Below are 14273 nucleotides of genomic sequence, written 5' to 3'. Positions count from 1 at the left end.
ACGCGTCGTACCCTGAGCCCATGTCGGTCCGCCTGTCCCCACCCGAGTCGGCGACGCCCGGCCCCGTCCCCTCGCCCGGGCCCGGCGACCCGATGACCCCCCGCGCCGCCGGACTGTGGGCCGCACTCGCCGGAGTCGTGTCGATGGCCGCGTTCCTCGCCGCCGCCGAGGTCGTCGCCCTCGTCACCGGACCCACCGGCAGCCCGCTCTTCGCCGTCGGCTCCGCCGTCATCGACCTCGCCCCCGCCGGCGTCAAGGACACGATGGTGTCGCTGTTCGGCACCGGCGACAAGGTCGCCCTCTTCGTGCTGATGGGCGTGCTGCTCGTCGTCATCACCGGCGCGGCCGGCTACGGCGAGTACCGCCGCCAGCCGATCGGCAAGATCGCCTTCGTGGCGGGCGGGGCGCTCGCCGTGATCGCGGTCCTGACCCGCTCGGATGCCGGCCAGGTGGACGCCATCCCGAGCCTCGTCGGCACCTTCGCGGCCGTGCTGCTCGTCGACAAGCTCGCCTCGCGCCTCCGTCGGTGGGTCCGTTCGACGTCGCCCGGGTGGGCCGAGCAGACGCAGCCCGTCCCGCCGCTGCGCGGGCCCGGACTCGAGCGCCGGTCGTTCCTGACCTACACGGTGGTGGCCGGCGTGGCCGCGGTCGTCGTCGGCACGGGGGCGCGCGTGGTGAACGCGGGCCGCGCGAACGCGGCGGCGCTGCGGCGTGCCCTGACGCTGCCGCGCGCGAGCGTGACCGAGGCCGCGGTGCCGGCCGGCGCCTCCTTGGACGTCGACGGCATCACCCCGTACGTGACGCCCAACGCCGACTTCTACCGCATCGACACGGCCCTGCAGGTGCCCTCGATCGACCCGGCCGACTGGAGCCTGCGCATCCACGGCCTGGTCGACCGCGAGGTGTCGATCACGTTCGACGAGCTGCTCGCCCTGCCGCTCGAGGAGCACATGGCGACCCTCAGCTGCGTCTCGAACGACGTCGGCGGCGACCTCATCGGCAACGCGCTCTGGCTCGGCTACCCGATCCGCTCGCTGCTCGAGCGCGCGGGCCCGAACGGCGGCGCCGACATGGTGCTCTCGCGCAGCATCGACGGCTTCTCGGCGGGCACCCCGCTCGACGTACTGCAGGACGAGGGCACCGACGCGCTGCTCGCGGTCGGCATGAACGGGCAGCCGCTGCCGATCGAGCACGGCTTCCCGGTGCGGATGGTCGTGCCCGGCCTGTTCGGCTACGTGTCGGCGACCAAGTGGGTCGTCGAGATGGAGGTCACCCGTTTCGCGGACGCCGAGGGCTACTGGACGCCCCGCGGTTGGGACGCCCTGGGGCCCGTCAAGCTCGAGTCGCGCATCGACGTGCCCCGCGACGGGGGATCGGTGGACGCGGGGACGGTGTCGATCGCGGGCGTGGCCTGGCAGCCGCACACCGGGGTCGAGGCGGTCCAGGTGCGCGTCGACGGCGGCTCGTGGCTCGACGCGACGCTGGCCGACTCGGTGTCGGCCGACACCTGGCGCCAGTGGGTCTACCGCTGGGACGCCGGGTCGGCCGGATCGGGGTCGCACACCATCGACGTGCGGGCGCAGGGCGCGGACGGCACCTGGCAGCCCGAGGCGTACGTCCAGCCGGCTCCGAACGGGGCCGAGGGGTGGCACCGCGTGACCGTCGACGTCGCCTGACCCGGCGGACGAGGAGGCGCGGGTGCCAGGGTGGGAGGTCGCGGCCCGTCCGCCGCGCGGCCCGCTCCCGGGGTCGCCGCCCGATCGAAGGAACCACCATGCCCACCACCGTCCACCTCGAGATCCATGTCGACCCCGCCCGGCTCGACCTCGCCCACGAGATCGCTCGCGAGACCCTCGTCGCCACGCGCGCCTGGCCCGGCTGCGAAGGCCTCGAGGTGCTGATCGACGACGCCGACCCGTCGGTCATGATCGTCGTCGAGACCTGGGCGTCGTCGGCCGACCACGACGCCTACGTCGCGTGGCGGGCCACTCCCGAGGGGGCCAACCGCCTGCCCGAGGTGCTGCTCGCCCCGCCGACCACCCGCACGTTCGCCGAGACGGTGCCCCTGGCCTGACGCCCGTCCGCCCGCGACGACGGGCGGGTTCGACGGGCGCGGTCGTCCGGGGACGACCGAGGTCGACGAACTCGCCCGTCCCCGTCGGGCGACACGACACCGACCCGCGTCAGGCGTCGAGCAGGCCGCGGATGTCGTCGGCGGTGAGCGCCGCGCTGAACACGGCGTCGTCGTCCATCACGGCGTCGAACAGCTGCGACTTCTGGGCCTGGAGGGCCAGCACCTTCTCTTCGATGGTGTCGTTGGCGATCATCCGGTAGACCATCACGTTGTCGGTCTGGCCGATGCGGTGCGTGCGGTCGACCGCCTGGGCCTCGGTGGCCGGGTTCCACCACGGGTCGAGGATGAACACGTAGTCCGCCTCGGTCAGGTTGAGCCCGAACCCGCCCGCCTTGAGGCTGATGAGGAATGCGGGTGCGGTGCCGGTCTTGAACCGGTCGATCACCTCGGCCCGACGTCGGGTCGACCCGTCGAGGTACTCGAACGCGACTCCACGCTGTTCGAGCCGGGCGGCGACCTTGTGCAAGAACGTCGTGAACTGGCTGAAGATCAAGGCGCGGTGCCCCTCGGCGACCACGTCCTCGAGTTCGTCGAGCAGCTGGTCGAGCTTCGCCGAGGGGATGTCGGCGTAGGCCTCGTCGACGAGCGAGGCGTCGAGCGACAGCAGGCGCAGCAGGGTGAGCGACCGGAAGACGATGAACCGGTTGCGGTCGAGGTCGTCCATCAGGCCGAGCAGCTTCTGCCGCTCACGCTGCAGGAAGGCGTCGTAGAGGTCGCGGTGCGCGGGGTCGAGGTCGACGCGCAACACCTGCTCTTGCTTGGCCGGCAGGTCGGAGGCGACCTGCTCTTTCGTTCGGCGCATCATCAACGGTCGGATGCGCTTGCGGAGCTTCTGCAGGAGCTCGGGTGCCTCACCCGTCGCGATCGGCTTGACGTAGTCGTCGGCGAACCGGACTCCGCTGCCGAGCAGGCCGGGCGCCACCACGTGCAGCAGCGACCACAGGTCGGTGAGGCTGTTCTCGAGCGGCGTGCCGGTGATCGCGAGCTTGAACGGCACGTCGAGGTCGACCGCGCACCGGTGGGCCTGCGACGCACGGTTCTTGACGAACTGCGCCTCGTCGAGGATCAACCCGGCCCAGCCCTCGGCCTGGTACGCGGCGAAGTCGAGGCGGAAGAGCGCGTACGAGGTCACGACGACGTCGGCACCCTGCGCGAAGTCGTGCACCGACCCGCGCCCGCCCTTCGCCTGGGTGGCGGTCACGGCCCGGACGGCCAGCCCCGGGGTGAAACGAGCGGCCTCGGCCACCCAGTTCGACACGACCGACGTCGGGGCGACGACGAGGAAGGGCGCGGGCGGGGTGCTCGGAGCGTCCGGCGTCGCGGCGGCGGCGGCGGCGGCGGCCCTGGCTCGTTCGGTCTCGCGAACGTGCGCGACGAGCGCGAGCGTCTGCAGCGTCTTGCCGAGCCCCATGTCGTCGGCCAGGACGCCGCCGAGCCCCTGGTCGTGGAGGAAGGCGAGCCAGGCGAACCCCTCGTGCTGGTACGGGCGCAGGGTCGCGTCGACCGCGGCCGGCACGGGAATCGCCGTGGCGGCCTCGAGCCCACCGGCGTCGGCGAGGGCCAGCAGCCCGCCGACCGCCTGCTGCCACTCGGCGGCGGGGAGGGTCTCGTCCGCGAGTTCGTCGAGCTCGGACCAGAGGCTCGCCTGGTAACGATTGATGCGCGGAGCCACCTGCCATTCGTCGAGCGCCGACGCCTCGTCGATCAGCCTCTTGAGCTCGTCGAAGGCCGGGTGGTCGAGGGACAGGTACGAGTGGTCGACCAGCAGCAGCTTCTTCCGCCCCTTCGCGAGGGCGGTGATGAGCGGCGTGAAGGGGACGGTCCGTCCCTCGACGGTCACCAGCACGCCGAGGTCGAACCAGTCGCGCTTGTCGGTCGGCATCGTGGTGATGGTCAGGCGTGGCTCGTCGGTCAGCTCGCGATAGTCGGGCCGGGTGCCGACGAGGTCGACCTGCAGGTCGGTTCGCGCCTCGAGGGCGGGCAGCGTGCCGGTCGCGAACTCGGCTGCGGTCACCCCCTTGAGCACCTGATCGCGCGGGACGACGTCGAGCTCGCCCAGGTCGGGGACGGGGGAGTGCGCCGTCAGCGGCCGGAGCGTGCCGTCGCTGGTCCACCCCCACGTCAGGCGGATCGCCTGCCCCTTCTCGAAGGCGACCGTGAGGGTCAGCACGGGCGGCACGATCGTCGGGAACTCGATCGAGGCGTCCGAGCTGACGACGTCGACGCGTCGGCGAAGGGTGGGGTAGTAGTCGCGCAGGAACTCGGCTGAGTCGGCGGCCGGCACGACCACCTCGGGCGTGACGGTCAACAGTCGGCGCTGCTCGTCGTCGAGCGGAGCCGCGGTCGGCGCGAGGGTGAAGGTCAGCGCGGGTTCGTGGGCGACGCACCACACCCCGTGGTCGGCGATGACGCCGGTCGACTCCGCGCGACGGGCCACTCCGTCGACGGTGACCCCGGCGGTCAGCAGCATCGAGCCGTCGTCGCCGAGCACGGCGTCGACGGTCACCCGGGCCTCGTCGCCGACGACGACGTCGGTCGAACGCTTGCCCGTCACGAGAGCGATGCCGAGGCGCCCGGCCTCGGCCAACAAGGGCCAGAGCAGGGGGCTGCCGAAGTCGTCGACGAACAGCCAGTCGGCGTCGCCCGGCGTGTAGGTCGAGACGGCCGACCGGTGCAGCGCCGCGAACTGGCCGAACCAGGCGTGCTGCTCGGGCTCGATGGCGAGCCGGTTCAGTTGGTACGGCAACGACGACCACGTGAGGTTGCCCCGCACCCAGTTGCCCGTGCCGCTCAGGGTGACGGGCCGCACGCCGAGTCGCTGCACCGTCGGTCCGCCTCGTCGCCGGGCGGAGGGCGCGACCGCGCGTCCTCGGGTCGAGTGAGCCCGGTCGCGCAGTTCGAACAGCAGACCCATGCGCGTCGTCCGGACCGAGGAGGCGCGGGTCGGCTGCCCGATCGCCCCCACCGTCGACCGCCAGTCGCTCCCGCCCGTGCCGGGCCGTGCAGCACCCAGCGCGGTCACGCCCCCGGTCGTCAGGTCGTCGACGGTGGGTGTCGCAGCGCTGCGATCGGCCACGGCTCGGGAGTTGCTCTGCAACAGCGTCGCCGCGACGTGCTTGCAGTCGCTGCCGATCGGGCAGGTGCAGCGGCTGCGGACAGGTCGGCTGTACTCGCCGCGGGTCGCCCGCAGGTCGACGACGACCCGGTAGGGCGTCGACTCGGCACCTCGGACGGTGCCCTCGAGGCGCTCGTCCGCGGGGTGCCAGGCGGTGTCGAGTACGGCACCGTCGCGGACGTATTCTTTCGCCCGGTTGAAGGCGCGGGGCCCGACGAGCCGGATGACGTCGACGGCGTCGACCAGCGGCACGGCCGCGGAGTGGACGGGGCCGTCGGCGTCGCCGTCGCCGGCCGGGAAGCCGCCGTGCACGTCGAACTCGTCGCCCAGGTCCATGCCGCCCATGATGTCAGCCGCCGCCGACACCTCGGGCTCCTTCCCCAGGTGGTGGCGCCGTCCACAGGGCCGGGTGACCCGTCCCGTCGTCCCGTCCCCAGGGCTCGGCTGCTCCACACCCCGGTCGGGTGGCTAGGTGTCCGGGCGGAGCGGTGCCACACTTGAGCCGTGCGGTACTTCCCGCACCACATCGTCGGCGCAGCAGCTGGCTCGCATCACCCCCGCTCGTCCCGTTGCCCCGCACCATCGCCCTGCCCCGAAACGTTCCCGCCTCACCGGCACCGGGCCGTCGTCGCCCCGGTGCCGCTCACCCTGCCCCCACGCTCGAAGGGATCGGCACCCCGTGTCCTCCGCCATGCCCCGCGACGCCTCGCGCCTCTCGCACCTCCGCGCCCTGCTCTTCGACCTGGACGGCGTCCTGACGCCGACCGCCGAGGTCCACATGCGCGCGTGGGCCCGCCTCTTCGGCGACTACTTCGCCGCGCACGACCTCGCGCCCTACACCGAGGCCGACTACTTCGAGCACGTCGACGGTCGGCCCCGTTACGACGGTGTCCGGGCGATGCTCGCCGCCCGCGACGTCGTCCTGCCCGAGGGGTCACCCGACGACGACCCCGAGGCCGAGACCGTCTGCGGACTCGGCAACCGCAAGAACGCGGCCTTCGCCGCCGAGCTCGCCGAGAACGGCGTCACGCCGTACCCGGGGTCGGTGGCCTTCCTCGACCGGGCCGTCGCCGAGGGAGTCCGCGTCGCCGTGGTCTCCAGCTCGCGCAACGCCGTGCCCGTGCTCGAGGCCGCCGGTCTCCGTGACCGGTTCGACGTGATCGTCGACGGCGTCGTGGCCGCGGACGAGGGCATCGCCGGCAAACCGGCCCCCGACACGTACCTCGAGGGCGCCCGCCGCCTCGGCTTCACCGCCGACGACTGCGTGGTCGTCGAAGACGCGCAGTCCGGTGTCGAAGCCGGTCGTCGTGGTGCCTTCGGCCTCGTGCTCGGGGTCGACCGCGGCACGGGCGCGCAGACCCTGCTCGACTTCGGCGCCGACCTCGTCGTGGACGACCTCGGCACGCTGGTCGGTGCGCTCGACCGAACCCGCGCCTCCTCGGCTCCGAATCCCGACCAGGCGACACCGGACACCCCCTCGACCAGCAGCAGCACCACCGGCACCACGGAGGCACAGTCGTGAACCACATCACGTCCGACCCGCTCGACCGTTCGAGGTTCCCCGTCGACGAATGGGCCTTCGTCGAGGACGAGTACGTCCAGGGCGACGAGGGCCTCACCGAGACCGTGTTCGCGGTCGGCAACGGCTACCTCGGCCTCCGCGGCAACCCCGACGAGGGTCGCGGCGGACACGCGTTCGGCACCTTCGTCAACGGGTTCCACGAGACCTGGCCCATCCGGCACGCCGAAGAGGCCTTCGGGTTCGCCCGGGTCGGCCAGACGATCGTCAACGTGCCCGACGCGAAGGTCATCCGCCTCTACGTCGACGACGAGCCGTTCGTGCTCTTCGAGGCCGACATCCTCCGCCACACGCGACGCCTCGACTTCCGCGACGGCGTCCTCACCCGCGAGATCGACTGGCGCACCCCCTCGGGCAAGCGGGTCCTGGTCACCAGTCGTCGCCTGGTCAGCTTCGAGGACCGCCACCTCGTCGTCATCGAGTACGAGGTCACGATGCTCGACTCGTCGGCGTCGCTGCTGATCTCGAGCCAGATCCTCAACCGTCAGGACATGGGCGACCAGTACCACGCCGGCATGCGCGCCGCGGCCGAGGCGTTCGACCCGCGCAAGGCCGAGTCGTTCGACGACCGGGTCCTTCAGCCCGTGCTCAACCGCAACGGCGGCGCGCGGGCCGTGCTCGGCTACCGCACGACGAACTCGGGCATGACGATCGCGGTCGGTGCCGAGCACCGCATCGAGACCGACGCCGAGTGGGACCAGTCGTCGCAGATCGACGACGACATCGCCAAGCACGTCTACCGCGTCAAGGCGCAGGCCGGCCAGAAGGTCCGCCTGACCAAGACGATCACCTACCACACGAGTCGGGGCGTGCCGCCTCGCGAACTGGCCGACCGGTGTGACCGCACCCTCGACCGGGCGGCCGAGACGCCCACGGCCGAGATCTTCGAGCACCAGCGCGCCTGGCTCGACGACTTCTGGCAGCGCAGCGACGTCCAGGTCGCCGGCCAACCCGAGATCCAGCAGGCCATCCGCTGGAACCTCTTCCAGCTCGCCCAGGCCACGGCCCGCACCGACGGCCAGGGCGTCGCGGCCAAGGGCGTGACGGGGTCGGGCTACGGTGGGCACTACTTCTGGGACACCGAGATCTACGTCCTGCCGTTCCTCACCTACACGTCGCCGAACGTGGCCCGCAACGCCCTGCGCTTCCGTCTCGGCATGCTGGACGCCGCTCGCGACCGGGCCGTCGAGTTGAACCAGCGAGGTGCCCTCTTCCCGTGGCGCACCATCAACGGGCTCGAGTCGAGCGCCTACTACGCGGCCGGAACGGCTCAGTACCACATCGACGCCGACATCAGCCATGCCCTGAGCCAGTACGTCCAGGCGACGGGCGACGAGGACTTCCTGCAGCGGGGTGCCGTCGACATCCTCGTCGAGACCGCGCGCCTGTGGGCCGACCTCGGCTTCTGGCGCTCGAACGGCGACCAGCGGTTCCACATCGACGGCGTCACCGGGCCGGACGAGTACACGACGGTCGTCGACGACAACCTCTACACGAACGTCATGGCGCGGGCGAACCTGCGGGCGGCCGTCCGGGCGGTCACCCGTCTGAAGGACGACGCTCCCGTCGCGTTCGACCGGATGGTCGACCGCCTCGGCCTCGAAGAGCACGAGATCACGGGCTGGCAGCTCGCCGCCGAGGCGATGCACATCCCGTACGACGACCACCGGGGCATCCACCCGCAGGACGCCCAGTTCCTCGACAAAGAGCTGTGGGACCTCGAGGCCACCCCGGCGAACAAGCGTCCGCTGCTGTTGCACTACCACCCGCTGGTCATCTACCGCTTCCAGGTGCTCAAGCAAGCCGACGTCGTGCTCGCGCTGTACCTGCAGGGCGACGAGTTCACGCCCGAGCAGAAGCTGCGCAACTTCGAGTACTACGACGCGCTGACGACGGGCGACTCGACCCTGTCCGGCGTCGTGCAGTCGATCATCGCGGCCGAGGTCGGCCACCACCAGCTGTCGCAGCAGTACTTCCTGTCGTCCCTGTACGTCGACCTGGCCGACCTGCACAAGAACACCTCGGACGGCGTGCACGTCGCGTCGACCGGTGGCATCTGGAGCGCACTCGTCAACGGCTACGGCGGCATGCGCGACTGGCTCGGCTCGATCACCTTCGACCCGCGCCTGCCGGCCGACTGGGAAGAACTCTCGTTCCGCGTCGCGATCAAGGGCAGCCGGGTGCGCGTCGACCTCGCCCAGCACGAGATCGTCTTCACCGTCGAGACGGGCGACGCCGTGACGTTGTCCGTCCGCGGCGACGAGTTCCGGGTCACCCCCGAGGCTCCGGTGCGGGTGGCCCTCGAGGGCCAGGGGCCGCGCATCACGACCCGCGTCCCCACGACGAGTGACCTGCGTGGGCTCATGCGAGCCGACGGCTCGGTCATCACGGCGTCGATCCCGACGATCAGCGTCGACCGCTACGACGAGGACGAAGCCGCGTCCTGACCGACGCGACGTCCGTCGCGCAGACGACCCGCGCCTCCCCGGCCCCCGAGGGCTGAGGAGGCGCGGGTCGTCCGCGCGAGGGGGTCGCGTCAGTGCACGGGGACCGGTGCGTCGACGGCGGGCGAGGTCGTCGCGTCCACGTCGTCCGACTGCGGGACGCGGCGACGGAACAGCAGGGCCGCGATGACCGCGCCGACGGCGAAGAACCCGGCTCCCCACCAGTACGCCGTGGCGTAGCCGGTGACGGCGGCCTCGGCCGCGACGGCTCCGGTCGCCGGCAGGTGATCGGCGACGTAGTTCGCCGCGGCGGTCGCCGCCAGCGTGTTGAGCAGTGCCGTGCCGATCGACCCGCCGACCTGCTGGCTCGTGTTGACCATGGCCGAGGCGACGCCCGCGTGGCCGCGGTCGACGCCGAGCGTGGCGGTCTGGATCGACGCGGGCATGATCGAACCCATGCCGAAGCCGAGCACCATCAAGGCCGGCAGCACGTTGGCGGCGTACAGGCTCTCGAGGTCGAGCCGGGTGAGCAGCAGCATGCCGATCACGCCGAGGGTCATGCCGAACGGCACCATGATCTTGGGGCCGAAGCGCGGCACGAAGATGTTCGTCGACAGCTGGGCCGCGAGCACGAGCATCGCGATCATCGGCAGGAAGGCCAGGCCGGTCTTCGTCGGCGTGTAGCCGAGCGAGGTCTGCAGGTAGTACGTCACGAACAGGAAGATGCCGAACATGCCGGCGCCCGCGATCGTCACCGAGGCGTAGGCGGCCCCGCGGTTGCGGTCGAGCACGATGGACAGGGGCAGCAGCGGGTGCTCGGCACGGCGCTGCCACGCGACGAACGAGGTCAGCAGCACGACGGCCGCCGCCAGGAAGCCCCAGGTCAAGGGCGAGTCCCAGCCCTGGGTCTCGGCGTTCGAGAAGCCGTAGACGAGCGAGAAGAGCGCACCCGAGACCAGCAGCGTGCCGGGCACGTCGAGCTTCGGGCGCGGGCCGGTGCGGGTGACGTGCGACACGAAGATCGCGGCGCCGACGATCGCCACGGCGGCGATGACGACGTTGATGTAGAGGTTCCAGCGCCACGAGGCGTACTGGGTGAGGAACCCGCCGAGCAGCAGGCCGATGGCCCCGCCGGCGCCGGCGATCGCGCCGAAGACGCCGAAGGCGCGGGCGCGCTCCTTCGGGATCGTGAAGGTCGTGGTCAGCACGGCCAGGGCGGTCGGAGCGAGCAGCGCGCCGAACGCACCCTGCAGGGCGCGCGCGAAGACGAGCAGCCCGAAGGTGCCGGCCGCGCCGCCCAGGGCCGAGGCCAGGGCGAAGCCGATCAGGCCGATGACGAACGTGCGCTTTCGGCCGATCAGGTCGCTGACGCGGCCGCCGACGAGCAGCAGGCTGCCGAAGGCGAGCGAGTAGGCGGTGATGATCCACTGCCGGTCGCCGTCCGAGAAGCCGAGGTCGGTCTGGGCGGCGGGCAGGGCGATGTTCACGACCGTGGAGTCGAGCACGACCATCAGTTGGGCGAGGGCCACGGTGGTGAGGGTCCACCAGCGCCGGGACGGCGGCGGGGTGGGGGAGGACGAGGAGGCGCGGGTCGCGCCGTCAGGGGAGGTGGAGGCCTGAGACATGAGCGCGAGCATATACGAGTCCCGCTAGTTTCGGATACAGGCAGTTTCGTAAACATCCGATGTAGAGTCACCCCATGACCGACAGGGAAGGCGCGGCGACGACGCCCGCCGAGACCGGCCCCGCGACCCCCTCGCGACCGGGTCGCAAGCGCGACCACAGTCGCGACCCCGAGATCCTCCGCTGCACCATCGACGTGCTCGCCGAGACCGGCTTCGAGGGCATGACCATCGAGATGGTCGCCGCCCGTGCCAAGGCCGGCAAGGCCACGCTCTACCGCCGCTGGGCGTCCAAGGGTGAGCTCGTCGTCGACGCGGTGGCCTGCCTGAAGCAGGGTGCCGTCGACCTCGACGGACTGCCCGACACGGGCACGCTGCGCGGTGACCTCGTGGCGATGATCAAGCCGCACAGCATCGACGACGCCGAGAAGAAGATGCGGGTCATGGCGGGTGTCGTCACGATGCTCTCGACCACGCCCGAGCTCGCCGAGGCCGTGGACGCCGCGATCGTCCAGCCCCGCGCCGAGGCCAACCGGCTGCTGCTGCGCCGGGCCCTCGAGCGAGGCGAGATCGCGGCCGACACCGACATCGAGGCGCTCGCCCTCGTCACCCCGTCGATGGTGTCGTACCGCGTGCTCGTCCTGCGGAAGCCCGTCGACCGCGACTACCTCGTCGGGCTCATCGACGGTGTGCTGCTGCCCGCTGCGGGGGTGCGCCAGACCACCCGGGTCTGATTCCGCGGCCGACCGGGGCCGCGCCTCCTCGTTTTTCGTTCATGTGAAATCCTCATGAAGAGGCGGGCAGAACCGGGCCGCGCCCGTACTGTGCAGGCATGAGCGCAGAGCTGACGCTGGGGGCCGAAGAAGAGCTGCACCTGATCGCCCTCGAGACGGGGCGTCTGTCGGCTCGGGCACCGCACCTCCTGACCCGGCTGCCCGCCGACCGTTACGGGGCGGAGCTGCAGCGCACCACGATCGAGACCAACGTGCCCGTCGTGACCACGCTCGACGACCTGCGGCGCGAGATCCTCACCCTCCGCCGCGACCTGGTCGAGGTGACCACCGCCGAGGGGCTCGCCATCGGCGCCGTCGGCACGGCCCCGCGCAGCGAGTTCGCCGACTTCGAACTGACGACGACCGGACGCTACGGACGCATGCACGAGCAGTACCGCCTGCTCGTCGACGAGCAGCTGATCTGCGGACTGCAGATCCACGTGGGGGTGTCCGACCGCGACCTCGCCGTGCAGATCGCCGGGCGGATCGCCCCCGTGCTGCCGGCTCTGCTCGCCCTGAGCGCCAGCTCGCCCTACTGGAACGGGCAGGACACCGGCTACGCGAGCATCCGTTCGCTCATCTGGCAGCGGTGGCCGAGCGCCGGGGCGACCGGGCCGCTGGCCGACGCCGCCGAGTACGACCGGCTGCTCGCCGACCTGATCGGATCGGGCGTGATCGCCGACAGCGGGATGGCCTACTTCGACGTCCGACCGTCGAGCCACGCGCCCACCCTCGAGCTGCGCACCTGCGACGCCTGCCCCCTGGTCGACGACGCCGTGCTGATCGCCGGCCTCTACCGTGCCGCGGTGCGTCGGGCCGAGACGGACGTCGAGGCCGGTCGCCCCGCCGAGCACCGGGCGGCCCCGCTGCACCGCGCCGCGATGTGGCAGGCGGCGCGCAGCGGGCTCGGCGGCGAGTTGCTCGACCTCGAACCGCATCCGTCGCGGCTGCCGGCGGCCGAGGCCGTCCGGCAGCTCGTGACCCGGTTGCGTCCCCAGCTCGAGGAGTTCGGCGACTGGCAGACCGTGAGCGACCTCGCCGAGGCCACGCTCGCCCGCGGCAACTCCGCCGACCGGCAGCGCGCCGCCTTCGCCGAGCGGGGACGGCTCGACGACGTGGTCGACCTGGTCGTCCGCGAGACGCACGGCCCCGCCGCCGGGCTCGACGCCCCCACGCCGACCCTCGTGGGGTACCGGTTCCGCGCCGGCGACGAGGCGATCGGCCCGGGACTGCACCCGCGCCCGGCCTACCGCGACGTCGCCGGGTTCTTCCAGGAGCTCGGAGCGACCGAGGCGCACGCCCGATCCGTCGCGCGAGACGCCTGGTGCGAGCGGGCCGGTCTCGGGTTCGGCGTGGGCGGCGACCACCGGGCGTTCCACTGCGACCTCGTGCCCCGCATCGTCACACGGCACGAGTGGAGCCGGCTCGAGGCGGGTCTGACACAGCGGGCCCGGGCGATCGAGGCGTTCCTGCGCGACGCCTACGGCGAGCGTCGGGTCGTGGCGGACGGCGTGCTGACCCACGTGCAGGTCGTCGGGGCGGCGGGCTGGCGGGACGAGGCCACCCGGCTGCCCGCGGACGCCGTCAGGGCGGCGGTGCAGGGCTTCGACCTGGTGCGCGACGAGCTGGGTGGCTGGCGGGTGCTCGAGGACAACGTCCGGGCGCCGAGCGGGGCCGCGTTCTCGCTCGCGGTGCGGCGGCTGCTCGACGAGGTGGTGCCGGACGCTCCGCGGCCGGCGGGGCTGCTCGACCCGACGAGCGTGTTCGCGGTGCTGCGGGCGACGCTCCTGGCGCACGCCGCGCCTCCTCGGGGCGGAGGCGACCCGGTCGGCGCGGTCCTCAGCGAGGGCCCGACGAGCCCCGCCTGGTACGAGCACCGCACCCTCGCCGAGGGCGCGGGACTGCTGCTGCTGCGGGCCGACGACGTCGAGGTGCAGGAGGCGCGGGTCGTCGACCGCAGGACCGGCACCGTCGTCGACGCCCTCTACCTGCGGCTCGACCGCGAGTTGGTCGACGTCCACGCGCCGCACGACCCGTTGCTCGGCGAACACCTGATGGACGTGGCGGCGGCGGGCGGCGTCGTGCTGGCCAACGCCCCCGGCAACGGGCTCGCCGACGACAAGGCGATGTACTGCGCCGTGCCCGACCTCATCTGGTACTACCTGGGCGAGCGTCCGCTGCTCGAGTCGGTCCCGACCTACCGGACGGGTGATCCGGCCGAGCGGCTCGCGGTGCTCGACCGGGTGGGCGAGCTCGTCACGAAGCCGGTCGACGGCGAGGGCGGCCGGGGCGTCCTGATCGGGCCCTCGGCGAGTGCGGCGGTCGTGGCCGAGCGGCGGGCCGAGATCGCCCGCGATCCGTCCGGCTGGGTCGCGCAGGAGGTGGTGAGGCTGTCGTCGCATCCGACCCTGACGGCGACCGGGCTGCAGCCCCGGCACGTCGACCTGCGCTGCTTCGTCTACCTCACCGGCACCGGGGCGGGCGAGAGCGTGCTGGCCGACCTGGGGCTCACCCGCGTCGCACCCGAGGGCAGCATGATCGTCAACTCGTCGCAGGGCGGGGGCGCGAAAGACACCTGGATCGTCGGCGGCTGACACGCCGGGACG

8 protein-coding genes are annotated in these 14273 nt (G+C 72.2%); 6 read left to right on the top strand and 2 right to left on the bottom strand.

Translation table 11 applies throughout. The features are described from left to right. The first annotated feature begins 20 nt into the window (after positions 1-20). Positions 21-1676: a molybdopterin-dependent oxidoreductase gene (locus IFT88_RS15825; protein WP_342212180.1), complete on the top strand. Its 1656-nt coding sequence runs from the start codon at positions 21-23 to the stop codon at positions 1674-1676. Positions 1677-1774: 98 nt separating this feature from the next. Next, a complete protein-coding gene (locus tag IFT88_RS15820; protein ID WP_043594826.1) occupies positions 1775-2074 on the top strand; it encodes a putative quinol monooxygenase in 300 nt (99 codons plus the stop codon). A gap of 109 nt (positions 2075-2183) precedes the next feature. Here the strand turns inward: IFT88_RS15820 and IFT88_RS15815 are convergent, their stop codons facing one another. Continuing rightward, positions 2184-5615 carry an SNF2-related protein gene (locus IFT88_RS15815; RefSeq protein ID WP_192121727.1) on the bottom strand — a complete coding sequence of 1144 codons (3432 nt, stop codon included), beginning with the start codon at positions 5613-5615 and terminating at the stop codon, positions 2184-2186. 325 nt (positions 5616-5940) lie between these two features. Here IFT88_RS15815 and IFT88_RS15810 point away from each other — a divergent pair, with 325 nt between their 5' ends. Further along, positions 5941-6771, top strand: coding sequence for an HAD family hydrolase (locus tag IFT88_RS15810; protein ID WP_192121837.1), 831 nt, complete (start codon positions 5941-5943; stop codon positions 6769-6771). Then, on the top strand, positions 6768-9275 hold the full coding sequence (locus IFT88_RS15805) for a glycoside hydrolase family 65 protein (RefSeq protein ID WP_043594827.1): 2508 nt from the start codon (positions 6768-6770) through the stop codon (positions 9273-9275). Before IFT88_RS15810 ends, IFT88_RS15805 begins: the two co-directional genes overlap by 4 nt. 89 nt (positions 9276-9364) lie before the next feature. Here IFT88_RS15805 and IFT88_RS15800 read toward each other — a convergent pair whose 3' ends face one another. Continuing rightward, positions 9365-10897: an MFS transporter gene (locus tag IFT88_RS15800; protein WP_192121725.1), complete on the bottom strand. Its 1533-nt coding sequence runs from the start codon at positions 10895-10897 to the stop codon at positions 9365-9367. Between the two features lie 74 nt (positions 10898-10971). On the opposite strand from IFT88_RS15800, the gene IFT88_RS15795 reads away from it, so the two are divergent. Further along, entirely contained in the window at positions 10972-11628 is a 657-nt protein-coding gene (locus tag IFT88_RS15795) for a TetR/AcrR family transcriptional regulator (protein ID WP_043594828.1), read from the top strand. A 98-nt stretch (positions 11629-11726) separates the two neighbouring features. Then, entirely contained in the window at positions 11727-14261 is a 2535-nt protein-coding gene (locus IFT88_RS15790; RefSeq protein ID WP_192121723.1) for a carboxylate--amine ligase/circularly permuted type 2 ATP-grasp protein, read from the top strand. Positions 14262-14273: the final 12 nt, after the last annotated feature.

Origin of the sequence: Frigoribacterium sp. CFBP 8751, from assembly GCF_014841545.1 — a bacterium.
GTDB lineage: Bacteria > Actinomycetota > Actinomycetes > Actinomycetales > Microbacteriaceae > Frigoribacterium.
This window is presented reverse-complemented; position numbering and strand designations above follow the sequence as displayed.